Here is a 24,032-nt window from a genome sequence, read left to right as displayed (position 1 = left end):
GTGCGCGTCGCGGATGGTTCCGTGTCGCGGTAACTCAATAGCCTCGGGCCTCGGGTGGAGGTCACCGTCGACCGCGATTCCTCGCGGTGGCGGAGGAAGCACGTCCTCGGTCGCGTAGGAGTCGCCGCCTGGAACGGCACAAGACGACGGCTGTAGGAGACCACGTGACAACCGAATTCTGGACTTCACTTGCCCATGCCCGCTCACTCCTGTTCGTCCCGGGGCACCGGCCCGACCGGTTCGCCAAGGCCGCCCGCAGCGGCGCCGACGGGATCGTGCTCGACATCGAGGACGCCGTAGCCCCCGATTCGAAAACGGCCGCACGCGAGAACATCGGCCGGTGGCTGGCCTCCGGGGGCACCGGCGTGATCAGACTGAACGGCTACGGAACCCCTTGGTACGACGAAGATCTGGCGATGCTGCGCGAACACCGGTGCGCGGTCATGCTGCCCAAGGCCACCAGTCCCGGTGAAGTCACCGGCCTGCTCGACGAGTTGCCGCCGGGCTCGGCCGTCCTGCCTCTGCTGGAGACCTCGGCCGGCATCCTCAACGCCGGGCAGGTGTGCGCGGCGCCGGGTGTCGTGCGCGCGGTGTTCGGAAACGCTGATCTGGCCAGGGAAATCGGGATCGACCTGGCCGACCGGGTGGCGCTCGCCTACGCCCGGTCCCAGATCGTGCTGGCCTCGGCTTCGAACGGGATCCCGGCGCCGATCGACGGTGTCACGATCGCGCTGACCGATCTCGACCTGCTGGCCGCCGACGCCGAGCACGCGGTGAACTTCGGCTTCGGCGGCAAGCTGTGCCTGCACCCGCGTCAGGTGCCGGGCGTCAACGCGGCCTTCTCACCGACTCCCGAGGAGGTGCGCTGGGCGCGGGAAATCCTTGCGGCATCGGGCAATGGATCGGTCACCGCGCACGACGGCAAGGTCGTGGGCAAGCCGATCGTCGACCGGGCACGGCGCGTGCTCGCGGGTGTCCGGTGAAGCGCTACCTGGACGACATGGAGATCCGGAGCCTGAACAACGCTCCCTCCTACGTCGTCGAATACCGCGGCACGCTCGACGAACAAGCCCTCGGCCGGTCGTTCGATCTGCTGTGCCGCCGCCATCCGATGGTGCGCGGGCTCGTCGACACGGACGACACCGGCTACCTGCTGCACGTCCCGCCGGTTCATCGACCCCCATTCGAAGTCCACAATGGACACGAAGAAACGCTGTTGCGCGAGGTCCGACGGCGTTGGGACTGCCGGAAAACCCTCGCCCAGCTGATCGTGGTCCGAGACGAGGGCGGCGGTTTCGTCGCTTTCCGGCTCGATCACGCGATCGCCGACGGCGGTTGCCGGATGGCGTTGTTCCACGAGCTGTGGCGCTATTACCGTGATGGGATCACGAGCGTCGAGCCCGGCACGGCACTCCCTCGCTCGCCGGAACGCCTGCTCCGGCAACGGATCCACGGCATCGACACACCTGACGTACCGGGCACGGCCACGCCACCGGAGCCCAGGCACGATCTCCTCGAACTGCGGCTCTGGTTCAGCCGCGAAGAAACACAACAGGTCGTGCGCATCGCCAAGGAAGCGGGAATCTCCGTGCACGCACTGGTCTCCGGCGCGATCATGGCCGCACACGGCGACCAGAGCACGGCGTCGGAGCTGATGTACTGGTCACCGGTGAACGTCCGCCACCGGCTCACCCCGCCGGTCGGGCCGACGGAGACGACAAACCTGTCGCTCATCCACGAAGCACCGACCATTGTGGACTCCGGCGCGAACCCGGTGACCATCGGTCGCACCATCAAAACGGTACTGGACAGGGCGATCGCGAACCATGAGCTGCCGCTCGGCCCGCCGCGGAAGGCCGAGCAGGCAGTGCTGGTCAGCAACTACGGCGTGCTGCCCGCCTTCGCCCGGCCATCGGGCCTCGAGATCGTCGACTTCCGGACGCTCTCCCCGGCGAAGGTCGGGTTCTATCCGAGCTATCCCGTCTATACCTACGACGGCAGGCTCACGATCCTGAGCCGCTACCCCGCGGACCGCTACCCCGATGACGAGGCCGCGCAGCTGCAGAAACGGATCACCGCACATCTGGGGGCGCCGTGAAGCTCGATCCGAAAGTGCTGGTGGTCCTGCCCGGTTTCATGCTCGCGACGCTGCTTTCGGCGCTGGACCAGACCGTCGTGGCGACCTCGCTGCCGACGATCGCGACCGACCTCGGCGGGCTGACCCACCTGTCGTGGGTCGTCACCGCGTACGCGCTGACCGTCGGGATTTCCATGCCGATACACGGAAAGCTGGCCGACATCGTCGACCGCAAGCGACAGTTCCAACTCTGCCTGCTGCTGTTCGTGATCGGTTCGGCGCTGTGCGGGCTGGCGAGCACGCTGGGGGAACTCGTCGCATTCCGCGCGGTGCAAGGAATCGGCGCGGGCGGGCTGGTCGTGGGCTCGCAGGCGATCCTCGCCGAGCTGATCCCGCCGGCCGAGCGCGGCCGCTATCTCGGCTTCATGCAGTCGGTCTACGCACTCGGCACGGTGACCGGCCCGCTGATCGGCGGCTTGCTCACGCAGGGTCTGAGCTGGCGCTGGGTGTTCTACGTGAACCTGCCGATCGGGGCGGTGGCGCTGGCCGTCGTGGCCTGGAAGCTGAAGCTCCCGAAGCGGCACCGGCCAAAGCCGCGAATCGACTGGTGGGGCCCGGCGACCCTGTCGATCGGCGCCGCCTCGGTCATGCTGGTGGCGAGCTGGGGTGGCAGCGCGTTCGGCTGGCTGTCCCCGCAGATCCTGGCGCTGACCGGCGCCGCGGTCCTGTTCCTCGTCGTGTTCGTGGCGGTGGAACGGAAAGCATCCGAGCCGATGCTTCCACTGCGGCTCTTCGGCAACCGCGTGGTCCGCGTGCTCGTCCCGCTCGTGTTCTGTCTCGGCGTCGCCACGCTCGGCGCGACCATCTTCGTGCCGCTGTTCCTGCAGGTGGTCGACGGGGTATCGCCGGCAGTGTCCGGGCTGCGGCTGGCGCCGCTGTGGCTGTGCTGGGCGGTGGCGGCGACCGCGTCCGGCCACGCGGTCGCGCGATTCGGCCGCTATCGGGTCTTCCCGCGGACCGGCACCTGCCTGCTGACCATGGGGCTGATCGGCCTGGCGTCACTCGGGGTCGCCGCCCCGTACTGGATCCAGGCGCTCGCGCTGGGCACGATCGGCCTCGGGCTCGGCATGATCAACTCCGTGATGCTGGTGGTCGCACAGAGCGCGGTCGGCCGGGACGACGTCGGCGTCGCCACCTCCACCACGACGTTCAGCCAGACCATGGGCGCGTCACTGGGCGTGGCGGTGCTCGGCGCGGTCTTCGCCGGGCGGCTGACGGACGCGTTGTCGAGAACCGTGCCACCCGCGGTCGTGGAGCGGTTCTCGCACAGCGGGATCAACATCGACCGGGCCCAGATCGACGCGCTGCCACCGGATCTGCGCACCGAGTTCATCGCCGGGTTCGCGCATGCGCTGCACGGTGTCTTCCTGACCGCCGCCGTGGTCGGGCTGCTCGCCGCGGTGCTGGCGTGGGTGCTGCCGCAGATTCAGCTGCGTCAACGCGAGAAACCTCGGAGTTTTACCGGTACAGTGTCGACGAGGAGGATTCCCATGGACACCGGCTCCGCCCGCGCCGGCCAGTAGCGTGCTCTCATGGCTGGCAACGGCGACACCCCGACCACGGCGTACGACCGGCTCGCGTCGCGCATCCGCAAGCAGATCCTCTCCGGCGAGCTCCGCCCCGGAGACCGGCTGCCGACCGAGCCGGAACTCTCGAGCGCCTACCAGGTCAGCCGCAACACGGCCCGCGAGGCGCTGCGGGCGCTGGCGAGCCAGGGCCTGCTGACCGTCAAGCGCGGGGTCAGCGGGGGCACGTTCGTCAGCGCCCCGAGCCCCGCGCAGATCAGCGAATCCCTGCAGGCCGGCCTCGCCTTGCTCGCCGACAGCACGCACCTGAGCGTGTCCGCGCTGGTCGAGATCCGGGAGATGCTGGAGGTGCCGGCCGCCGAACTGGCGGCCCGGCACCGCACCGAGGAAGAGCTGGCCTGCATCCGGGACGCGTTGTTCGATCCGGCCACGGTGGATCCGCACACCGTGTTCACGCACAACCGGGACTTCCACACCCGGGTGCTGCAAGCGACGCACAACCCGCTGATCGAGGTGCTTGCCGAACCGGTGTTCCGGGTGCTCAAGGAGCGGTTCCTGCGCGAGCAGGCGCCGCCGGAATTCTGGGTGCGGGTCGACGAGGAGCACCGCGAGATCCTCGGTTACCTCGAGTCCGGCGACCAGGCGGGCGCCCGCGAGGCCACCCGCGCGCACCTGCGCTACCTGCGCGCCACCTACGAGCGCATCGACCGCGAGCGTTCCGCCGCCGCGAACGGCAGGCTTGACCCCTGAAACCTTGGAGGTTTAACCTGACCTCCACCACGACATAACACAGAGCCATCGCGACCGAGGACTCGAATTCCCATGAATCTTCCGCGCGTGGCCTATTCCTGCCTGAATTGCGCCGACAACGAGGTCGACTGGCGATGAACGATCAACACATCCTTTTCGGAAATTCGCGACGTAAACGCTTCGGAGCTGTCCTCGCCGTGCTGGCCCTGCTCGTCTCGGCCTGCGGCACGAGCGGTGGCAGCGACGCCGGCAGCACGAGCGGGACCCTGACGATCGCCAAAGGCGGGCCACCGAACAGCCTGGATCCGGCGAAGATCAGCCAGGACTGGCAGTGGTACGCCAACCTCGCCTACGACCCGCTGATCTACCGCGATCCGTCGGGCACGCTGCAGCCCAGGCTCGCGGAGTCGTGGGGCTACGTCGGCAGCGGCAACACCGTGTTCGACCTGAAGCTCCGGCCGAACGTGCGGTTCAGCGACGGTTCGCCGCTCACGGCGGACGGCGTCAAGGCGAGCATCGAGTACTACCGCAAGGCACACACCGGCTCCTCCCCGCTGTCCACCGTGTCCGCCATCGACGCCACCGGGCCGCTCACCGTGCGGCTCACCCTGGCCAAGCCGAACCCGCAGCTGCCGGTCGTCTTCACCCAGGACTACGGCGCCGGCAACATCATCAGCAGCACAGCGCTGGCCAACCCGGCGCAGCTCGCGAACGCCACCGCGGGGGCGGGGCCGTACCAGCTCGACCCCGCCGGCACCGTCGCGAACGACCATTACGCGTATGTCCCGAATCCGCATTACTGGAACAAGGAATCGGTGCATTACGCGAAGGTGCTGATCCGGGTCATTCCCAATCCGAACACCTCGCTCGCCGCGTTGAAGACCGGCCAGGTCGACGTCATCCAGGGCGTGTATTCGACGGCCGAGGCGGCGAAGTCCGCCAGCCTGCAGATCGCGTCCGCGCCCCAGGTGTTCGTCGGGCTGGCGCTGGCCGACCGCGCGGGCACGGTCGTCCCGGCGCTGGGCGATGTCCGGGTGCGCCAGGCACTGAACTACGCGATCGACCGGCAGAAGATCGCGAACGCGCTGTTCGGTGCGTATGGCACACCGACGGAGCAGATCGTGCTGCCCGGTCAGGATGGGTACAACGAAAAACCGTTCTATACCTACGATCCCGCAAAGGCGAAGCAGTTGCTCGCGGAGGCGGGGTACCCCAACGGCTTCACCCTCCCCGTGGTCACGACCTCCTCGGCCAACATCGGTCTCACCACACAGGCGATGGCTGACGAGCTCAAGGAGGTGGGTGTCCGCGTCGAGCTGACCAACCACCCGGACGCGACCAGCTTCTACAAGGACGTGGCGGGCGGGAAGTTCGCCGCCTTCGGGATCGGCTTCGGCACCATGCCGGTGTATCTCATGGGACAGACGCTGTACCTGCCCTCGGCGGCCCAGTTCAACCCGTTGAAGAGCAGCGACCCGGCGCTGACCGGGCTGTACGACCGGGCGGCCGGTGCCGACGACGCGACGCGTGCCCAGCTGGACCAGCAGATCGTCAGCTGGCTCAACGAGCAGGGCTGGTTCGTGCCGGTCGTGTTCACCCCGGTGTTCTTCTTCTCGCGGACGAACGTCGCCGGGGTGGAGTCGACCCGCGGTGAGCCGATCGCGGACCCGGTCGAGTGGCGGCCGGCCTCATGAGCCGGTTGGTCCTGCGCCGGCTCGCGATCTCCGTTTCGCTCGTGTTCGCCGTGTCGCTGCTGACGTTCCTGCTGCAGTCGCTGACGCCGGGCGACACGGCCCGCACCATCCTCGGCACCAACTACACCCCCGAGGGGTACGCGCAGCTGCGGCAGCAGTTGCACCTCGACCAGCCGGTGCTGACGCGGTACTGGGACTGGTTGAGCCACGCGATCCGCGGTGACCTGGGCACGTCCCCGATCAGCGGGCTCGGCGTCGGCACCGAGATCGCGAACCGGCTGGGCGTGACGCTGGCGCTGGTGCTCGGTACCACCGTGGTGGCCACGCTGATCGGTGTGGCGCTGGGCGTGCTCAGCGCGGTACGGGGCGGGGTGCTCGGCCGGGCCGTCGACGTGCTGTCGATGGTCGGGTTCGCGTTGCCGAGCTTCTGGCTCGCGCTCGTGCTCGTCCTGTTGTTCGCGGTGACGCTGCGGGTCTTTCCGGCCACCGGCTACGTGCCGTTCCTCCACTCGCCGGCCGGCTGGGCGCAGAGCCTCGTGCTGCCGATCGCCGCGCTGGCGGTGCACGGCATCGCGCATCTCGCCAAACAGACCAGGGACGGGATGCTCGACGTCCTGTCCCGCGACTTCGTGCACACCCTGCGCGCCAACGGGGCGTCCGAAAGTTCGATCATCTTCCGGCACGCGCTGCGCAACGCCGCGATCCCGGTGGTGACGGTGGTCGGGCTGATGCTGGTGAGCCTGCTCGGCGGCACGGTGCTCGTCGAGGCCGTGTTCGCGATGGCGGGGCTGGGCGGGCTCGCCGTGCAGTCGACCACCCAGCACGACCTGCCGATGATCCAAGGTGTCGCGCTGACCTTCACGCTGATCGTGGTGGTGGTCAACTTCGCCGTCGACCTGGCGTACGGCTGGCTCAACCCGAAGGTGCGGGCGCGATGAGGCCACTGCGCGCCTTCCGCCGTCCGCTGAGCGTGGCCGCCGTCGCGTACCTGGGCATCGTGCTGGTGGCGGTGATCTTCGCGCCGCTGCTCGCGCCCTACGACGCGACCGACGGCGACCTCGACCACGTGCTGTCCGGGCCCAGCGCGCTGCACCCCCTCGGCACCGACAATCTCGGCCGGGATGTGCTCAGCCGCCTCATGTACGGCGGCCGCGTGTCACTGTCCGGGGTCGCCGAAGCCGTGCTGACCGTACTGGTGCTCGGCGTGCTTTCCGGGCTGCTGGCCGGTTTCCTCGGCGGCTGGGTGGACCGGGTGATCATGTGGCTGGTCGACGTGGTGCTCGCGGTGCCGGTGATCGTGACGCTGCTCGTCGTGCTCGCGGTGGTCGGCAGCAACGAGACCGCCGCGATGATCGCGCTCGGCGTCCTCGGCTCGCCGCTGCTGACCAGAGTCGTCCGCGGCTCGACGCTCGCGGTCCGCCAGGAGCTGTTCATCACGGCCGCCCGGGTGAGCGGCCTGCCGAACCGATCCATTGCGCTGCAGCACATCCTGCCCCGGATCGCCGGCCCGATCATCGTGCAGGCGTCGATCTTCGCGGGCGCCGCGCTGCTGACCGAGACCAGCCTCGGCTACCTCGGGCTCGGCACCCAGCCGCCCACGCCCACCTGGGGTGGCATGGTGGCGGACGCGTCGACGGTGATCGACCAGCAGCCGTGGCTGCTGGTGCCGGCCGGAGTGGTGATCGGCCTGTCGATCCTATCGTTCGGGCTGATCGGTGACGCCCTCCGGGACGCCGGCGCGCGCCAGGCACCGCCACGCCGGCGGAAAGTCGTCGCGGTGGCCTCGTCGGAGGCAAAACCGGAACCTGGCGCATTGCTGTCGGTGCACGACCTGACGGTGACCCTGCCACGGTCCGAAGTGGACACCGTCGTCGTCGAGGGACTCGACCTGCGCATCGAGCCGGGCGAAGTGGTCGGCCTGGTCGGCGAATCGGGCTGTGGCAAGAGCATCACGGGCCGTGCGCTCCTCGGTCTGCTCCCGGAGGGCGGACAGGTCACGCGTGGCGCCATCCACTTCGAAGGGCGGAATCTGGCCGGACGAAGGCGCTCTGAACTGCGCGGGTTGCGTGGCTCCGGCATCGCGTTGATCTCACAGGAGCCACTGTCCTGTTTGGACCCCGTGTGCACCGTGGGGCGCCAGGTCGACGAGTTGGTGCGGCGGCACGAGGGCGGCAACCGGAAACAGGTCCGGGCGCGGACGATCGAGCTGCTGGGCGACGTCAACCTGCCGGACCCCGAACGCACCGTCCGCAGGTATCCGCACGAGCTGTCCGGCGGGATGGCGCAGCGTGTCCTCATCGCGATGGCGCTGGCGGGCAGGCCGAAGCTGCTCATCGCAGACGAGCCCACGACCGCCCTCGACGTCACCGTGCAGGCCGAGATCCTCGAGCTGCTCCGGAAACTGCGGGCGGAAACCGGGATGGCGGTGCTGTTGATCAGCCACGACTGGGGCGTCGTCGCCGACCTCTGTCAACGCGCGTACGTGATGTACGCCGGCCATGTGGTGGAATCGGCGTCCGTCGACGAGTTGTTCGACGGGCCGCTGCATCCGTACACGGCCGGGCTGCTCGGCTGCGCGCCGCGCCGGGCACGCCCCGGCCGGCGGCTGCCCGCGATCCCGGGCACCGTCCCGGATCCGCGTACCTGGCCGGCCGGCTGCCATTTCGCGCCGCGCTGCCCGATGGCCACCGAAGCCTGTGCGGCAGCGGCGATCCCGTTGTTCGAACCGGCTACCGGGCACGAGACCCGCTGTATCCATCACACGCAGGTCAAGGGAGGCGAGAATGCGGCCGTTGCTTGAAGTCGAGGATCTCCGGGTCCGGTTCGACCAGCTCATCGCGGTTGACGGCGTGAGCCTGCACCTCGACCGCGGTGAAACCCTGGGCCTCGTCGGCGAGTCGGGTTCGGGGAAGTCCACATTGGGCAATGCGATCCTCGGACTGGTGCCGGTCGCCGAGGGGAGGATCCGGTTCCAGGGCGAGGAAATCACGCATGCACCGCCGAAGCGCCGGCGCGCGTTGGGCGGGCACCTGCAGATCGTCTTCCAAGATCCGTACGGCTCGCTGAATCCCTCGCGCACCATCGGCTACACGATCTCCTCGCCGCTGCGCGTACGGCACCGGCTCGACAAACGTGAGGCCACCGAACGGGTAACCGCCGCCCTGGCACGCGTCGGCCTGGCCGCGGACGCGATGCACCGCTACCCGGCCGAGTTCTCCGGCGGGCAGCGGCAGCGCATCGCGATCGCCCGGGCCCTGGTGCTGGAGCCGGAGCTGGTGATCTGCGACGAGCCGACGAGCGCGCTCGACCTGTCCGTGCAGGCGCAGATCCTGAACCTGCTGCTCGACCTGCAGGAGCAGCTGGGCCTGAGTTACCTGTTCATCTCCCACGACATCGACGTCGTGCGGCACGTTTCGCACCGGGTGGCCGTGCTGCGCCGGGGTCGCGTCGTCGAGCAGGGGGCGACGCGGCAGGTGACGGAGCAGCCCGAACACGAATACACGCAGACCCTCCTGGCCGCGGTACCGGTGCCCGATCCCCACGAGCAGGCGGCCCGCCGCGGCCGCCGACACGAGTTGCTGCCGTCCTGAAGGGAACCCGATGACAGTGAAATCCGGTTGGCAGGGCCGGTTCTTCGAGGACTTCGAGATCGACGACGTCTATCGCCATCCGCTGGGGCGCACAGTCACCGAAACCGACAACACCTGGTTCACGCTGCTCACCATGAACACCAATGAAGCCCACTTCAACGCGGAAGCCGGTGCCGCGTCGGAGTTCGGGAAACCGCTGGTGGTCTCGACGCTGACCATCGCGATCGCGATCGGGCAGAGCGTCACCGACACGACCCAGAACGCGTTCGCGAACCTGGGCCTGGACAAGCTGAAGCTGACCCATCCCGTCTACGCGGGCGACACGCTGTGGTCGGAGTCGATCGTGCTCGGCAAGCGCGAGTCGGGCAGCCGGCCGCGCGCGGGCATCGTCACGGTCAAGACCCGCACCCTCAACCAGCACGGCGATGAGGTGCTCTCGTTCGTCCGCACCTTCTACGTGCATCGCCGTGGGTATGGCACCTCGGCGTTTCCCGACGCCAAGCAACCGTTCACCGTTTCCGAATCGGAGCGCCCGTGATGAGGCCACTGGAGGATGTCCGTGTCCTGGCGCTGGAGCAGTACGGGGCAGGCCCGTTCGGTTCGCTCCAGCTCGCCGACCTAGGCGCGGAGGTGATCAAGATCGAGGATCCCGCCGACGGGGGCGACGTCGGCCGTTACGTGCCGCCGTTCGCCGAGGGTGAGGACTCGCTGTTCTTCGAGTCCTTCAACCGTGACAAGCGAAGTATCAGCCTCGACGTGCGCCATCCCGAAGGCCGGGTCGTGCTGGAGGATCTCGTCCGGCACGCGGACGCGGTGTACTCGAACCTGCGCGGGGACGTCCCGGCCAAGCTCGGTATCCGCTACGAGGACCTCAAGGGGGTCAACCCGAAGATCGTGTGCTGTTCGCTTTCCGGGTTCGGCATGACCGGCCCGCGCGCCGCGGACCCCGGATACGACTACGTGCTGCAGGGCCTCGCGGGCTGGATGACGCTCACCGGCGACCCGGACGGCCCACCGGAGAAGACCGGACTGTCCCTTGTGGACTATTGCGGCGGGTTCGTGGCGGCGATCTCCCTGCTGGCCGGGGTGCACGCGGCCCGCCGCGACGGCGTCGGGATGGACTGCGACGTCAGCCTTTACGACACGGCGATCAGCCTGCTCACCTACCCCGCGACCTGGCATCTGACCGCGGCCTACCAGCCCACCCGGACCCGGCGCTCGGCGCACCCGTCGCTCGTCCCGTTCCAGGTGTTCAGGGCGGCGGACGGCTGGCTGGTCATGGGGTGCGCGAAGGAGAAGTTCTGGCGGCGGCTCACCGCCGTGCTCGACCGCCCCGACCTCGCCACCGATCCCCGGTTCGTCACCTTCGCCGATCGCAATACGCATCGCGCGGAGTTGCAGGACATCCTGGAACACGAGCTGTCGAAGCGCACGGTGGCCGAGTGGCTCGACGCGCTCCGTGCGGCCGCCGTCCCGTGCGCGCCGGTCAACGACGTGGCACAGGCGTTGCGCGACGAGCACACGCTGGCGCGGGATCTGATCGTCTCGACCGAGCACCCGCGGTTCGGCTCGGTGCGGCAGGTCAACTCGCCCGTGCGCGCGGGGGAAATCCCGCGGCAGCACCGGCGTGCGCCGTTCCGGGGCGAGGACACCGCCGCGGTCCTGCGCGAGTTGCTCGGTTACGACGATGCCACCGTCCGCCGGCTGAGCGCGGCCGGAGCGTTCGGAGAGGAGTAGGCATGCGAGTGGAAATCCGGCGCGACGTGCGCATTCCCACGCGGGATCCGGAGGTCACGCTGTCCGCCGACGTGTACCTGCCGGTCGACGCCGCGCCGGTACCCGCACTGGTAAGTGTGTACCCCTACCGCAAGGACATGAGCGCGTTCGGCGCGAAGCTGCACTGGTTCGCCGAACACGGATATGCGGGCGTGCTGGTGGATCTGCGCGGCACCGGTTCGTCGGACGGCGCGCGGCGGCCGGAGTTCGACCCGGCGGAGGGCGACGATCCGATCGCCGCGATCGAGTGGGCCGCCGCGCAGTCCTGGTGCGATGGCGCGGTCGGGATGTGGGGCGCCTCGTACGGCGCGTTGCTGACCATGCGTGCGGCGAGCCGCCGCCCGCCGCTGCTCAAGGCCATCATCCCGATGATCGGACCGCTCGACCCGGAGCTGGATCTCGTGCATCCGGACGGCGCACGGGGCGATCTGCATCCGATGGCTTTCCGCGGCACGCTGATGATGCTGGAGCAGCTGATCCCGCCGCTGCTCAACACCTCCTCGGCGGAGGAACAACGCCGGTGGCGCCGGCGGCTGCGCGAAGGCGAACCGATCTTCGACGACTTCGTCGAGCACGGCCCGGGCGACCCGATCTGGCGCGAGCGGGCGATCGACGCGTCCGCGATCGAGGTCCCCGCGCTGTGTGTCGGCGGCTGGCGTGACAAGAACGCCGACGCGATTCCCCGCGCGTTCGAACGGTTCACCGGACCCAAGAAACTGCTGATGGGGCCGTGGATGCACACCTCACCCGAGGATTCGCCGTTCGAGACCGTCGATTTCCTCCCGATCGCGCTGCGCTGGTGGGACCACTGGTTGCGCGGGATCGACACTGGGCTGATGGCGGAGCCGCCGGTCACGCTGTACCTGCAAGGCGAGCGCCCAGGCTGGCGGAGCTACGATTCCTGGCCGCCTGCAACGAAAGAGCTGGTCCTGACGGTGGGAACCGATGGCGTGCTGGCCGATCCCGCGGTGGCCCCGCCGGGCGTCGTCGGCGAGTATCGGCCCGATCCGACAACCGGCGCGTTGAGCGGGTTGTGGGGCCTGGCCGCGAACGGGATCGGGCTCCCGGTCGATCAGCGCGAGGACGACCTGCGCGCCCTGACCGCGACGAGTGCGCCCCTGCCCGACGACCTCATCGTGTGCGGACGCGCCGAGGTCACGGTGTCCACGGAGGCGCCGGCTCAGCGTCTCGTCGTCCGGCTCGCCGATGTGGACCCCGAGGGCCGGTCGATGTTCCTCGCCGCCGGTGTGCGCTGCGGCAGCGCCGGGCAGGTGACGCTGTGGCCGATCGCGCATCGCGTCAAGGCCGGCCACCGGCTGCGCGTCGTGGTGAGCGACTCCGACTTCCCGCGGCTGATGCCGTTGCCCGCGCCGGAAGTGCTGCGGGTGACGGGCATCGACGTCACCATCCCGACCGTTCCCGAGGACACCGGCGCGGTGGTGCGGATGCCGTACGTGCGGCGGCCCGAGAGCATGGCCGTGCACGAGTGGGCAGTGACGCGCGAGCTGGTCGACGACATCCTCGAAGTGCGGATCGGCGGCGCGAGCGGGCCTGTCCGGACGAGCCAGGGGCATCTGCTGGAGACCGACAGCGAGACCATCGCCAAGGTCCGCCGCGACGCTCCCGGCGCCGCAGTGGTCTCTCGCCGTGCCAGCGCGAACGTCCGGCTGAGGACCGGTGAGCACGTCGAGGTCTCGGCGCTGGTCCGGTGCACGCGGACCGATCTGTGGGCCCGCGGCACCGTCACCATCGATGGCGCCGAGCTGTTCTCGCGAACCTGGGAAGCGGTAAGAGCCGAGTAAATCTGCCCGATTTCGGGCAGGCGACTTGCCGTACCTGGTGCGGGGTGCGACCGTCGGGGTATGGATCAGCAGCTGGTGCGGCACATCGCGGGCTCGACGGGCCTGCCTGTGCAGGTCGCCGAGCGCGTGATCGCCGACGTCATCGCGTTCTACCGCGAGACGGCGGAGGAGTTCGTCCGCCGCCGGCATGCCGAGTTGCAGCGGCGCGGGCGCAAGAACGCCGAGATCTGGCAGGTCCTGACGACCGAGCTCGCCGAGCGCCCGGTCGGCGCGGGCGAGCTGACCGAGCGCCAGCTGCGGCGCATCGTCTACGGGTGAAAGAAGGCAACTGATGTGCGGAATCGTGGGGTACGTGGGGAGAAGACCGGCCACGCCGATCCTGCTGGAGGGGCTGCACCGCCTCGAGTATCGCGGCTACGACTCGGCGGGGCTCGCGGTCGCGCAGCGGAACCGGCTGAAGATCACGAAAGCCGCGGTGCGTGTCGACGAACTGCGTGACCTGACCGACGAAAGCCAACCGTCCACTGTGGGCATCGCACACACCCGCTGGGCGACGCACGGCGAGCCGACCGACGCCAACGCGCACCCGCACGTCGACGCCGCGAAGCGGGTTGCCGTGGTGCACAACGGAATCATCGAGAACGCGGGCCGCTTGCGGGCCCGGCTGGCCGAGGACGGCGTCAAGCTCGTGTCCGAAACGGACACTGAGGCGCTGGCGCATCTGATCGCCGCGGCACTGGCCGACGGTGCCGCGTCGCTGGAAGACGCGGTGCGCGCGACGTTGCGGGAAGTCAATGGCGCGTACGGGATCGTGGTGCTGGACGCGCAGAACCCGGGGCAACTCGTGGTGGCGCGCAACGGAAGTCCGATCGTGCTCGGGATCGGCGACGGCGAGATGTTCGTCGCTTCCGATGTGGCCGCGCTCGTGCGGTACACGCAGCGAGTCGTGTACCTCGACGACGGCGAGCTGGCGACGATCACGCCGGACGAGTTCGCGACCAGCACGTTGCAGGCCCACCGCACCGCGAAGACGCCGACCACGGTGGATCTCGACGATGCCGACTACGACCTCGGCAGCTATGTGAACTTCATGCACAAGGAAATCTGGGAGCAGCCGGAGTCGGTGCGGCGGACGTTGCTCGGCCGGCTCGACGAGCGGTTCGGCACGGCGCGGCTCGGCGGGATCAACCTGGACCCGCGCGCACTGCGGGCGATCCGGCGGGTGAAGTTCCTCGGCTGTGGCTCGGCCTACTACGCGGGACAGCTGGGCGCGAACCTCGTCGAGGAATGGGCGCGGCTGCCCGCGGATGCCGAACCGGCGTCGGAGTTGCGGTACCGGAACCCGGTCGTCGAAGAGGACACGCTGTATGTGGCGGTGAGTCAGTCGGGCGAAACCGCGGACACCCTGGCCGCCGTGCAGGAGTTGCGGCGCAAGGGCGGGCAGGTGATCGGCGCGGTGAACACCGTCGGCAGCGCGATCGCCCGTGAATGCGGCAGCGGTGTCTTTCTCCATGCGGGGCCTGAGGTTTCGGTCGCGTCGACCAAGGCGTACACGAACATGGGCGTGTGCTTCGCGATGCTCGCGCTGTCTCTCGGCCGGGTCCGCGATCTGTCCGTTTCGGACGGTGCCCGGATCGTCGCCGGGCTGGACGCGCTGCCCGCGCGAATCGCGGAAGTCCTCACGGCGGAGGACGAGATTTCGGCTGTGGCAAAGGAACACAGCGGTGCGGAGCGGATGTTCTTCATCGGCCGGGCGCGGGGTTGGCCAGTGGCGCGCGAGGGTGCGCAGAAGCTGAAGGAGATCTCGTACGTGCACGCGGAGGCATACCAGGCAGGCGAACTGAAGCACGGGCCGCTGGCGTTGATCGACCCCGCGATGCCGTCGGTGGTCGTCGTGCCCGATGACGAGCTGCTGGCGAAGAACATCGGAACGATCGAACAGATCAAGGCCCGCGGCGGCCCGGTGATCGCGGTGACGAACGCCGCCCTGCCCGAGGGCCTGGCGGATTCGGTGATCCACGTACCACACAGCGAGCCGGAACTGGACCCGATCCTGTTCACGATCCCGTTGCAGGTGTTCGCTTATCACCTCGCCCACCACCTGGGCCGGGACATCGACAAGCCGCGGAACCTCGCAAAAAGCGTGACGGTGGAGTAACGCGCGCCCGGCTCCGGGCGACTTTTTTCGAAGGAACCTGGAGCCGGTTATGCGGATGATGATTCTTGTGGCACTGGCGGTGTTGGCTGCCTCGCCGCCTGCGCACAGCCGTCGGTGCCCGGCGCGCCCGTGCCGGTGACCACCGTCGCGCCCGAGGTGGCACCACCGACCATCTCGACCACCACGCCGGCGCCTCCACCACCCGTGACCACGGAGGCCACCAAGCCGAAGCCCACCAGTACGCGGAAAACGTCGCCGCGTACAACGACGAAGCGGGCAGCGCCGCAATACGGCTACCAATGCCGGGACGGCGACGACAAAGTCTATTCGGTGTGCGCCGGTCACAAGGCGTGGGTGGACGGTCAACTGGATTACGCGAACTGCCTCGACAGCGGCGGCACGTGGAACATCGAGCGCCAGCGGTGCGACCACCAGACCCGGCCTACGGTGACCGGACGGTAGTCGGTGTCGGGGTCAGGGTGCCGAGTTGGATGGGTGGCGCGTTGAACGCCGAGTCGTACGCCTCCTTGATCCCGGGCGCGTACACGGGCTGCATCGGCGGCCGCGGGTGCGGGATCATCGCGTCGCGGCTGACGCGGGCTGCGCGTTCGTCCACGGTTTCGCGGTGCGGGCCGATCGACGTAGCCGCCTTGACGCGGCTCGTCGCCACCGGCTTCGCGGCGGGCACCGTGGCCGGTGGCGGCGGGGTGGCCGGCAGCGTGGCGAGCGACGGGGTCTCGATGCGATTCCCCATGGCGACAGCGTTTTCGACCGCAGCCGGGTCGTCCGTCAGCCCCGCGGGCACCACCGCGACGAGCGCGCCGACGAGCACCGCCAAGACCGCGAATCTACGCATCGAGCCTCTTTCACCGGAACGAGATCAACCGGACGGTACCAAACGCGAATTCCGTGCCCTGCTTACGAAAAAGGCGCTCCGCCGGTCATTTTCGGCCGTTCCTGTCGGTGGTCGACGGTACGTTCCCGGCATGACCGAACCCGCCTTCGTGCACACCGTCCGCACCGCCTACGACACCGTCGCCGCCGACTACGCCGCGCTCTTCCACGACGCGCTCTCGGCGAACCCGTTCGACCGGGCGATGCTCGGCGCCTTCGCCGACGTCGTGGACGGTCCCGTCGCCGACCTCGGATGCGGACCCGGACGGATCACCGGGCCCCTGGCCGCGCTGGGATTGAACGTCTTCGGTGTCGACTTGTCGCCAGAAATGATCGCGGTGGCGCGGCGAACACATCCCTCGCTGCGGTTCGAGACGGGTTCCTTGCTGGGGCTGGATCTGCCGGACGCCGGGCTGGCCGGCGTCGTCGCGTGGTACTCGATCATCCACACGCCACCCCAGCTGCTGCCGGCGGTGTTCGCGGAGTTCGCGCGCGTCCTCGCGCCGGCCGGTCACGCGCTCCTCGCGTTCCAAGTCGGCAACAACCAGCCGCACCACATCTCGCATGCCTACGGCCACGACCTGTCGCTGGACGTGTACCGCCTCTCGCCCGATCACATCGCCGAGCAACTCGCGGACGCCGGACTCGCCGTGCACGCCCGCCTAGTGCGCAAGCCCGAAGGGGAGGAGAAGACGTCGCAGGCGTATTTGCTGGCACGCAAGGATTTATGACACCCGGCGAACACTGACAGATGTCATGCCGCACTCCGGATGTTCGGCCCCCGTCCCGGTGGCCGGCGCGAGCGAAAGTGATCTCAGCCAAGAAATCCTGGAGGGATCATGACTGTCACCGACGCTCCGAAGACCACCGGGCGAAACCCGTTGCGCCAGGCCATGCTGCCGCTGCTGGTCGACGTGGCCCTGCCCGTCGGGTCGTACTACGTGCTCAGCAAGGGCCTCGGCCTGAGCGAGCTGATGTCGCTGGCGTTGAGCAGTGTCATTCCGGCCGTGCGCACCGTGTGGGGCATCGTGGCCCAGCGCCGGATCAACCCGCTGGCCCTGCTGATCCTGACGGCAAACGTGGCGGGGCTGTTGCTCAGCCTCGTGAGCGGGGATCCGCGGCTAATGCTGGCCAAGGAAAGCGGCGTGAGCAGCGTGATCGGCTTGGCGATCCTGGTTTCGGCGTTCGCGGGCCGCCCGATCATGAGCACGGTGCTGCGCCCGATCTTCGCCCGCGGCGACGCGGCGCGGTTCGCATTATGGGACCGGCTGTCCGCGACCTCGGTGGAGTTCCGCCATGCGGAGCGGAACTACTCGATCGTGTGGGGCTGCGTGCTGCTGCTGGAGTGCGCCGCGCGGCTCATCGGCGTCTACACCTTGTCGGTTGACACGATGGTCTGGCTCGGCCCGGTCATCCTCATCGCGGCGATCCTGCTCGCGTTCCGCATCGGTGCCGCCGCGGGAATCCGGTCGATGAGGAAGATCTTCCTCGCAGCGGCTGTCCGCTGACGTACCTCCGAACCGCCTGATGGCGCAAACGGTGAAGAGCGGATGACGGGAATCGAACCCGCATATTCAGCTTGGGAATCGCTTGGATCAAGCTCGACGGGGCACTATGCGTTAAATGCCCGCATGTAGTCCTGAAGCTGCCGGACCCGCTCGATGAAGTTCATAGGGACCGCTGCCTCGCATGGATCGCAGAGCGTCATGTCCCAGATGGGCTGTCTCGTCTCTCGGAGGATTCCGGGTCCTCCGCACCGCTCACAGATCGACTGACTTCGAACGGCAAACCGGTCCTCGATCCTGCACAGCTGCCGGTATTCGGCCTCGGTCCAGTTCGGTGCATCGCTACCCCAGGCTTCCCGCGGCCCCCTGGAACGGGGCCAGGCTTGAAACGCCAACTCGGCCACCTTTTGCTTAACCGCGCGCAGCTCGTACTGCGGGAACTCGGCGACAAGAGCGTCGTGGCAGTCACGGACCAGCCCTATCCATCCGGGTCCGATTTCGAAGCGGAACGGTTGCGCGCCTGGCCAGTGGGACGCGACGGCGTCGAGGAGCGGCCGAAAGATCACGCAGTGAGTCTTATCCATCACTTCGCCCTGTCACGGTTCGGGCTGGAGGTGCTCTCCCCTGATCTCCGAAGCGGTGCCGGCAGTCGTACCCCTCACAGGCGGTCGATCAGGCCGCTCCGGTTGGATCGAGTCATGGCTGACGGTTACCCGCAATTGCACGTCGATCGGGATGTGCTGGTCCTCAATGGCGACGAGCCTCATCAGGTGCGATTGCGCGGTTGGCTCGACGGCTACGATGGGCCGGAATCGGTCTACCGGCTTGAGCTCGAGACTCGGGCGGGGGAGTACAGGAACCCCTACACCGCAACTGGGCCGGACATGTTCGAGCGACATGGGCGGCGGACTACGGATCTATGTCTTGCGTCCGGGGCGGCGCGCAACCATCGATGACCTCGTGGACACGCTCGCGGACGCGCCTGTCGACCAGTTGGCGACGGTCGACGAGCAGCAGGCCTTCTGGGAAGCCTGGCTCAAGAAACCAGACAAGGTGTAGGCGAGGCTTGCGCCGCTCTTGGCAAGCTGTCCACCGCGGTCATTCGGCAATGGCGAGCAGAACCGGTGCCTCCAGAGCGCCGTCACGACGAAGGCCCAGGTCCGAAGTAGACGCCTTCTGACCTGGGCCTTCACCACAAGAGCGGATGACGGGAATCGAACCCGCGTATTCAGCTTGGGAAGCTGATGTTCTACCATTGAACTACATCCGCAGCACCGCAGAGCATACACGGTGCGCGACGCCCCTCTCCCGAAGGCATGCTTGACGCGCCCAGGGCAACTGACAACACTTGTTGTCATGGACGAGCGGCTCCCGGATCCTCAGCTCTTCCGGCAGGGCGGCATCCGGCTCGCGGCGAGGCTTTTCGGGCCGGGCGGCGACCTCCGCGGGACGGCGGAGCAGGTTCAGCGCTTCCGCGAGTACGCCCAGGCCGAGGACCCGCTCGCGGACGCGCTCGTCGCGAGTATGCCGGCCACCACACCGGTCTTCGAGGAAGCGCTCGCCAACGGCATCACCAGCGTCACCAACCCACCAGCACCCGTCCGCGAGTTCTTCGAGGCCGTCGAGGCCACGCCCTACTGGCTCGACCGCGACCGGCTCGAGCGCGGTGCCCGGGCGATCACGCGCACCGGGCTCCTGGGCCTCTTCCCGCTCGGCGACATGTCCCTGATGGGCGGCTACCTGGCCTCCCGCGCCACGAAATCCCTCGTCGCGACCGGCGAGATCGAGCTGATGGCCGGCCGCCGCCTGATCGAGACCGCCGCGTGGTGGATCGACGTCACCACGCCCGGCAACCTCCGCCGCGGGGCCACCGGGTACACGTCCGCCATTCGCGTCCGCCTGGTGCACGCGCATGTCCGCGCGGCCATGAACCGCCGCCGCGACTGGGACTACGAGGCCTGGGACCGCCCCGTCAACCAGGTCCAGACCACCGGCACCCTCCTGCTGTTCTCCCTCGTCTTCGTCCTCGGCACCCAGCTCCTCGGCATCCGCTACACCGACCGCGAGCGCGCCGACATCCTGCACCTCTGGCGCTACGTCGGCTGGCTCATGGGCATCGACGAGGGCCTCCTGCCCGCGAGCGAGGACGACGCCTGGCGCCAGCTCTGGCTGCTGGCCAGCACCGAGTTCATCCCCGACGACGACTCGAAACGCCTCGCCAAGGCATTCCGCGAGAGCCACCAAGCCAGCCCTGTCGGCAAGGCGCTGTCCCGCGTGCATTCGTCCATCAGCCGCCTGGTGCTCGGCAAGACCAACGCCGACTTCCTCGAACTCCCCAACGACCCGCTCACCCAGGGTGCGGTGCTCACCGCGGCCGCGGTCAACTTCGCCGCCGAGACCGCCCGCCGCCACATCCCCGGCGCCACCGCGCTCCAGGAACTCATCGGCGGCGTCGAGCGCCGCCACTATGTCGGGCGGCTCGCGAAAATTGTCCAGCTCGACCCGACGTATGCGCGGCACCTCCCGGCAGCCTAATCTTGGCCCGTGCTGCTGAGTGACCGCGACCTGCGCAAAGAAGTCGAAGCCGGCCGGCTGGGCATCGAGCCGTTCGACCCGGCGATGGTGCAACCGTCGAGCATCGACGTGCGGCTGGACCGCTTCTTCCGGGTCTTCAACAACAGCCAGTACACCCACATCGACCCGTCGAAGCAGCAGGACGAGCTGACCTCGCTGGTCGAGAAAAAGGGCGACGACCCGTTCGTCCTGCACCCCGGCGAGTTCGTGCTCGCCTCGACGTTCGAGCTGGTCACTGTGCCCGACGACCTCGCGGGCCGGCTCGAGGGCAAATCCTCGCTCGGCCGCCTCGGGCTGCTCACCCACTCCACCGCGGGGTTCATCGACCCCGGTTTCTCCGGGCACATCACGCTCGAGCTGTCCAACGTCGCGAACCTGCCGATCACGCTCTGGCCCGGCATGAAGATCGGCCAGCTGTGCCTGTTCCGGCTCACCAGCGCGGCCGAGTTCCCGTACGGCTCGGCCCAGGTCGGCTCGCGTTACCAGGGCCAGCGCGGCCCGACGCCGAGCCGGGCGCACCAGAACTTCCATCGCGTGGACACCTGGCGCTGACAAGGAAACTGCGACGAATGGCGCAACAAGGTTGCGCCATTCGTAGGGCTAATGCCGTTACCATCCGGTGATAATTTCTTGGCTCGTGTCCGTCCGAAGATCGCACCGCAAACCCGTGCTCATCGCACTCAGCACCCTGGCCGGCGGCGCTGTCGCCGCGAGCGTGCTGCTTGTCATGACGAACGGCCAAGACGACCGCCATCTGCGCGTGGCGGACACGAATTTCGTTCCCACCTACCAACCGGCGCCCAGCAGCAGCACGGTGCCGAGCACGACGACGCCTTCGGCTTCCCCCGGGCCGAGCAGCACCACCCCGAGCGCACCGCCCTCCCCGCCCTCCAGCAAGACCTCCACCCCGAAACCGCCGCCGTCGACGACCAGCAGCAGTAGCAAACCACCGCCGTCCACGATCGCCCAGCAGATCCTCGCCCTGGTCAACCAGCAGCGCGCGACCGCGGGCTGTGGCGCGCTCACCGAGGACAGCAGGCTCGGCACCGCGGCACAGAAGTTCAGCGAGGACATGGCCGACCGCGACTACTTCTCGCACACCACCCCCGACGGCGTGACCTTCGACCAGCGGATCAAGGCGGCCGGTTATCCCAGCCCGGCCGCCGAGAACATCGCGAAGGGTTCGACGACCGCCGCGCAGACGATGACCCTCTGGATGAACTCCGACGGCCACCGCCGCAACATCCTCAACTGCTCCTACAAGAAGCTCGGCGTCGGGCTCGACAAGTCCGGCTGGTACTGGGTTCAGGACTTCGGGTTCTGACGCGCCCGCTCGATGATCGCCTTGGTATCCACAGTGGACGGAAGGGTGCCGAACGCGATACCCCAGTCGCCGCCGAGCCGGGACGCACAGAAGGCGTCCGAAACCGCGGCGGGCGCGTACCGGACCAGTAGTGAACCCTGCAGCACCAGCGCCATCATCTCGACCAGCCGCCGGGCGCGGAACTGGATCTCGTCCACATCGGACAGTTCCTTGCGCAGCCGTGCCACCGCGTCGTCCAGCCGGGCGTTCGCCCCGGCCGCCAACTCGACCTCGCCGAGGAAGGCCTCGACGGTCTCCGGCTGCTTGCCCATCGCCCGCAACGCGTCCAGCGCGGCGACGTTGCCCGAACCCTCCCAAATGGACAGCAGCGGCGCCTCGCGGTAGAGCCGGGGCATCCCGGACTCCTCGACATAACCGTTGCCGCCCAGGCACTCCAGCGCCTCGGCCGTGTGCGCGGGGCCGCGCTTGCACACCCAGTACTTGGTGACGGCGAGCGCGAGGCGGCGGAACGTGGCCTGCGCCGGGTCACCGGTCGCGCCGGCCAGCCGAAGCGCGACCGTGGTCGCGGCCTCCGACTCGATGACCAGATCGGCCAGCACGTTCGCCATCGCCGGCTGGTCGATGAGGTTCGCGCCGAACGCCCGGCGGTGCGCGGCATGGTGGGTCGCCTGCACAATGCCCTGGCGCATCAGGGAAGTCGTGCCGAGCACGCAGTCGAGGCGGGTGTTGTTGACCATCTCGATGATGGTCGGCACGCCACGGCCCTCCTCGCCGATCAGCCAGCCGACGGCACCGTCGTACTCGATCTCGGACGACGCGTTGGACTTGTTGCCGAGCTTGTCCTTGAGGCGCTGCAAGAAGATCCGGTTACGAGAACCGTCGGGCAGCACGCGCGGCAGCAGGAAACAGGACAGCCCGCCCGGCGCCTGCGCGAGGGTGAGGAACACGTCCGACATCGGCGCCGAGGTGAACCACTTGTGCCCGGTCAGCACATAGCTGCCGTCACCGGCGGGCTGCGCGGTCGTGGTGTTCGCGCGAACGTCGGACCCGCCCTGCTTCTCGGTCATCGACATGCCCGCGATGAGCCCGCGCTTGGTACTCGGCACCCGCAGCCCGAAGTCGTACTCGGTCGACGCGAGCAGCGGCTCGTACTCGGCGGCGAGCGCGGGGTTGAAGCGCAGCGCGGGAATCGCGGCGTAGGTCATGGAGATCGGGCAGATGTGCCCGCCCTCGGTCTGGTTCCACACCACGACCTTTGCCGCGCGCGCGACGTGTGCGGCCGGACGCTCGTCCCGCCACGGCGCCGCGTGCAGCCCGTGCCCGACCGCGACCGTCATCAGCTCGTGCCAGGCCGGGTGGAACTCGACCTCGTCGATGCGGTGGCCGTAGCGGTCGTGTGTGTGCAGCTTCGGCGGGTTCTCGTGAGCCAGGCGGCCCCATTCCTGCCCCTGCTCGCTGCCCGCGAGCCGGCCGAGCTCGTGCAGTTCGTCTTCGGCCCAGCCAGCGCCTTCGCGGCGCAGCCCGTCGAGCAGCGCCGCGTCCTCGGCGACGTCGTAGACGAGCGGCGGAGCCTGGTTCAGGACCTCATGGGTGTCAGGCATTGGACCCTCCTAGGGCACGCAGGATGAAGGTGCGTAGTTCGCTGACCGCGCCGCTGTTACCAATCCGACCGAAAGTAGGCCGAGAGCGCTCAACCGCAAGCCGGCCTACGCCAGGCGGATAGGCCGTGACTGCCGTCGGATTGGTAGCGATCGGCGCAGTGTCCGTGGTGAGCGGGCCGACGAGTAGTTCGGTGGCCGCGCCGACGAGCCCGGCCGCGGTGAGCATCGCGTCCTGCGGCGGCAGCAGGCCCTGGCCGATGCCGTCCCGGATGTGCTTCGCGGCCACGTCGCGGAACTTGCGGCGGAACACGATGCGCTCCGCTTCGATCGGCGGGTCGACGGGTTCGGCCAGCAACGCGAACGCGCGGCGAGGTGCCTTCAGCGCGCGGACGGCGAAGGTCTCGAACACGGCGACCACGCGTTCCGCCGGATCGCCGGGCAACTCGCCCGCCGCGGTGACCGCCTCGACCTCGTGGCCGACCACGCCCCGGAACAGCTCGACCACCAGCTCGGCCTTGCCGGGGAAGTGCTTGTACACGGTGCCGGTGGCGATACCGGCCCGCTCGGCCACGGCCGCGACGGAGCAGCCCGCGTACCCGCGCTCGGCGAGTAACTCGGCGGCGGCGTCGAGGATCGCGGCGCGCTGGGCGTCCAGGCGCGCCTGGACCTGCGGGGTCCGGCGGTACGGCACACAAGAAGTG

General features: G+C 68.8%; 24 protein-coding genes and 1 tRNA gene. 20 read left to right on the top strand and 5 right to left on the bottom strand.

Translation table 11 applies throughout. The features are described 5' to 3' along the window. Window positions 1-164 precede the first annotated feature (164 nt). From LOZ83_RS12355 to LOZ83_RS12290, 14 genes are all read left to right on the top strand, one after another. Window positions 165-983, top strand: coding sequence for a CoA ester lyase (locus LOZ83_RS12355; protein WP_236790591.1), 819 nt, complete (start codon window positions 165-167; stop codon window positions 981-983). Next, window positions 980-2,098 carry a hypothetical protein gene (locus tag LOZ83_RS40385; protein ID WP_236790590.1) on the top strand — a complete coding sequence of 373 codons (1,119 nt, stop codon included), beginning with the start codon at window positions 980-982 and terminating at the stop codon, window positions 2,096-2,098. The genes LOZ83_RS12355 and LOZ83_RS40385 overlap by 4 nt, the downstream gene beginning before the upstream one ends. After that, complete coding sequence (locus LOZ83_RS12345) at window positions 2,095-3,660, top strand: MDR family MFS transporter (RefSeq protein ID WP_236790589.1); 1,566 nt, start codon at window positions 2,095-2,097, stop codon at window positions 3,658-3,660. The genes LOZ83_RS40385 and LOZ83_RS12345 overlap by 4 nt, the downstream gene beginning before the upstream one ends. A 9-nt stretch (window positions 3,661-3,669) precedes the next feature. Next, window positions 3,670-4,413 carry a FadR/GntR family transcriptional regulator gene (locus LOZ83_RS12340; protein ID WP_236790588.1) on the top strand — a complete coding sequence of 248 codons (744 nt, stop codon included), beginning with the start codon at window positions 3,670-3,672 and terminating at the stop codon, window positions 4,411-4,413. A gap of 134 nt (window positions 4,414-4,547) precedes the next feature. After that, entirely contained in the window at window positions 4,548-6,107 is a 1,560-nt protein-coding gene (locus LOZ83_RS12335) for an ABC transporter substrate-binding protein (RefSeq protein ID WP_236790587.1), read from the top strand. Beyond that, entirely contained in the window at window positions 6,104-7,045 is a 942-nt protein-coding gene (locus LOZ83_RS12330; protein ID WP_236790586.1) for an ABC transporter permease, read from the top strand. Before LOZ83_RS12335 ends, LOZ83_RS12330 begins: the two co-directional genes overlap by 4 nt. Then, window positions 7,042-8,907 (top strand): dipeptide/oligopeptide/nickel ABC transporter permease/ATP-binding protein, encoded by a 1,866-nt coding sequence (locus LOZ83_RS12325; protein WP_236790585.1) that lies wholly within the window; start codon window positions 7,042-7,044, stop codon window positions 8,905-8,907. Before LOZ83_RS12330 ends, LOZ83_RS12325 begins: the two co-directional genes overlap by 4 nt. Then, window positions 8,891-9,697, top strand: coding sequence for an ATP-binding cassette domain-containing protein (locus LOZ83_RS12320; RefSeq protein ID WP_236790584.1), 807 nt, complete (start codon window positions 8,891-8,893; stop codon window positions 9,695-9,697). The genes LOZ83_RS12325 and LOZ83_RS12320 overlap by 17 nt, the downstream gene beginning before the upstream one ends. 10 nt (window positions 9,698-9,707) lie before the next feature. Further along, entirely contained in the window at window positions 9,708-10,235 is a 528-nt protein-coding gene (locus LOZ83_RS12315) for a MaoC family dehydratase (RefSeq protein ID WP_236790583.1), read from the top strand. Further along, a complete protein-coding gene (locus LOZ83_RS12310; protein WP_236790789.1) occupies window positions 10,235-11,434 on the top strand; it encodes a CaiB/BaiF CoA-transferase family protein in 1,200 nt (399 codons plus the stop codon). Before LOZ83_RS12315 ends, LOZ83_RS12310 begins: the two co-directional genes overlap by 1 nt. Window positions 11,435-11,436: 2 nt before the next feature. Further along, on the top strand, window positions 11,437-13,275 hold the full coding sequence (locus LOZ83_RS12305; protein WP_236790582.1) for a CocE/NonD family hydrolase: 1,839 nt from the start codon (window positions 11,437-11,439) through the stop codon (window positions 13,273-13,275). A 60-nt stretch (window positions 13,276-13,335) separates the two neighbouring features. Further along, window positions 13,336-13,593, top strand: coding sequence for a hypothetical protein (locus LOZ83_RS12300; protein WP_236790581.1), 258 nt, complete (start codon window positions 13,336-13,338; stop codon window positions 13,591-13,593). Window positions 13,594-13,606: 13 nt separating this feature from the next. Then, the gene (gene glmS, locus LOZ83_RS12295) at window positions 13,607-15,433 is read left to right on the top strand and encodes a glutamine--fructose-6-phosphate transaminase (isomerizing) (protein ID WP_236790580.1); all 1,827 of its coding nucleotides are present in this window, start codon (window positions 13,607-13,609) and stop codon (window positions 15,431-15,433) included. Between the two features lie 129 nt (window positions 15,434-15,562). Beyond that, a complete protein-coding gene (locus LOZ83_RS12290; RefSeq protein ID WP_236790579.1) occupies window positions 15,563-15,895 on the top strand; it encodes a hypothetical protein in 333 nt (110 codons plus the stop codon). Here LOZ83_RS12290 and LOZ83_RS12285 read toward each other — a convergent pair. Further along, the gene (locus LOZ83_RS12285; RefSeq protein ID WP_236790578.1) at window positions 15,876-16,289 is read right to left on the bottom strand and encodes a hypothetical protein; all 414 of its coding nucleotides are present in this window, start codon (window positions 16,287-16,289) and stop codon (window positions 15,876-15,878) included. The two genes, LOZ83_RS12290 and LOZ83_RS12285, sit on opposite strands and share 20 nt — an antisense overlap. A 130-nt stretch (window positions 16,290-16,419) precedes the next feature. Here LOZ83_RS12285 and LOZ83_RS12280 point away from each other — a divergent pair, with 130 nt between their 5' ends. From LOZ83_RS12280 to LOZ83_RS12270, 3 genes are all read left to right on the top strand, one after another. Further along, window positions 16,420-17,058 (top strand): class I SAM-dependent methyltransferase, encoded by a 639-nt coding sequence (locus LOZ83_RS12280; RefSeq protein WP_236790577.1) that lies wholly within the window; start codon window positions 16,420-16,422, stop codon window positions 17,056-17,058. Between the two features lie 108 nt (window positions 17,059-17,166). Continuing rightward, window positions 17,167-17,835: a VC0807 family protein gene (locus LOZ83_RS12275; protein ID WP_236790576.1), complete on the top strand. Its 669-nt coding sequence runs from the start codon at window positions 17,167-17,169 to the stop codon at window positions 17,833-17,835. An 894-nt stretch (window positions 17,836-18,729) separates the two neighbouring features. Beyond that, complete coding sequence (locus LOZ83_RS12270) at window positions 18,730-18,891, top strand: hypothetical protein (protein ID WP_236790575.1); 162 nt, start codon at window positions 18,730-18,732, stop codon at window positions 18,889-18,891. Window positions 18,892-19,031: 140 nt separating this feature from the next. Here the strand turns inward: LOZ83_RS12270 and LOZ83_RS12265 are convergent. Beyond that, window positions 19,032-19,102 (bottom strand) — tRNA-Gly (locus LOZ83_RS12265). A gap of 86 nt (window positions 19,103-19,188) precedes the next feature. Here LOZ83_RS12265 and LOZ83_RS12260 point away from each other — a divergent pair. Both LOZ83_RS12260 and dcd read left to right on the top strand, forming a co-directional pair. Then, complete coding sequence (locus LOZ83_RS12260; protein WP_236790574.1) at window positions 19,189-20,367, top strand: oxygenase MpaB family protein; 1,179 nt, start codon at window positions 19,189-19,191, stop codon at window positions 20,365-20,367. A gap of 9 nt (window positions 20,368-20,376) precedes the next feature. Then, the gene (gene dcd, locus LOZ83_RS12255; protein ID WP_236790573.1) at window positions 20,377-20,958 is read left to right on the top strand and encodes a dCTP deaminase; all 582 of its coding nucleotides are present in this window, start codon (window positions 20,377-20,379) and stop codon (window positions 20,956-20,958) included. A gap of 234 nt (window positions 20,959-21,192) precedes the next feature. Here the strand turns inward: dcd and LOZ83_RS12250 are convergent, their stop codons facing one another. Then, window positions 21,193-21,480: a hypothetical protein gene (locus tag LOZ83_RS12250; protein WP_236790801.1), complete on the bottom strand. Its 288-nt coding sequence runs from the start codon at window positions 21,478-21,480 to the stop codon at window positions 21,193-21,195. Between LOZ83_RS12250 and LOZ83_RS12245 the strand changes: the two genes are divergently transcribed. Beyond that, entirely contained in the window at window positions 21,368-21,730 is a 363-nt protein-coding gene (locus LOZ83_RS12245; protein ID WP_236790788.1) for a CAP domain-containing protein, read from the top strand. The genes LOZ83_RS12250 and LOZ83_RS12245 overlap by 113 nt on opposite strands. Here the strand turns inward: LOZ83_RS12245 and LOZ83_RS12240 are convergent. Further along, window positions 21,712-23,331: an acyl-CoA dehydrogenase family protein gene (locus LOZ83_RS12240; RefSeq protein WP_236790572.1), complete on the bottom strand. Its 1,620-nt coding sequence runs from the start codon at window positions 23,329-23,331 to the stop codon at window positions 21,712-21,714. The two genes, LOZ83_RS12245 and LOZ83_RS12240, sit on opposite strands and share 19 nt — an antisense overlap. Continuing rightward, window positions 23,324-24,022, bottom strand: coding sequence for a TetR/AcrR family transcriptional regulator (locus LOZ83_RS12235; RefSeq protein ID WP_236790571.1), 699 nt, complete (start codon window positions 24,020-24,022; stop codon window positions 23,324-23,326). The genes LOZ83_RS12240 and LOZ83_RS12235 overlap by 8 nt, the downstream gene beginning before the upstream one ends. Window positions 24,023-24,032: the final 10 nt, after the last annotated feature.

This window comes from Amycolatopsis sp. GM8, assembly GCF_021653975.1.
Lineage (GTDB): Bacteria > Actinomycetota > Actinomycetes > Mycobacteriales > Pseudonocardiaceae > Amycolatopsis_E.
The sequence above is the reverse complement of the archived record's forward strand: the minus strand, read 5'-3'. Positions and strand labels throughout refer to the sequence as shown.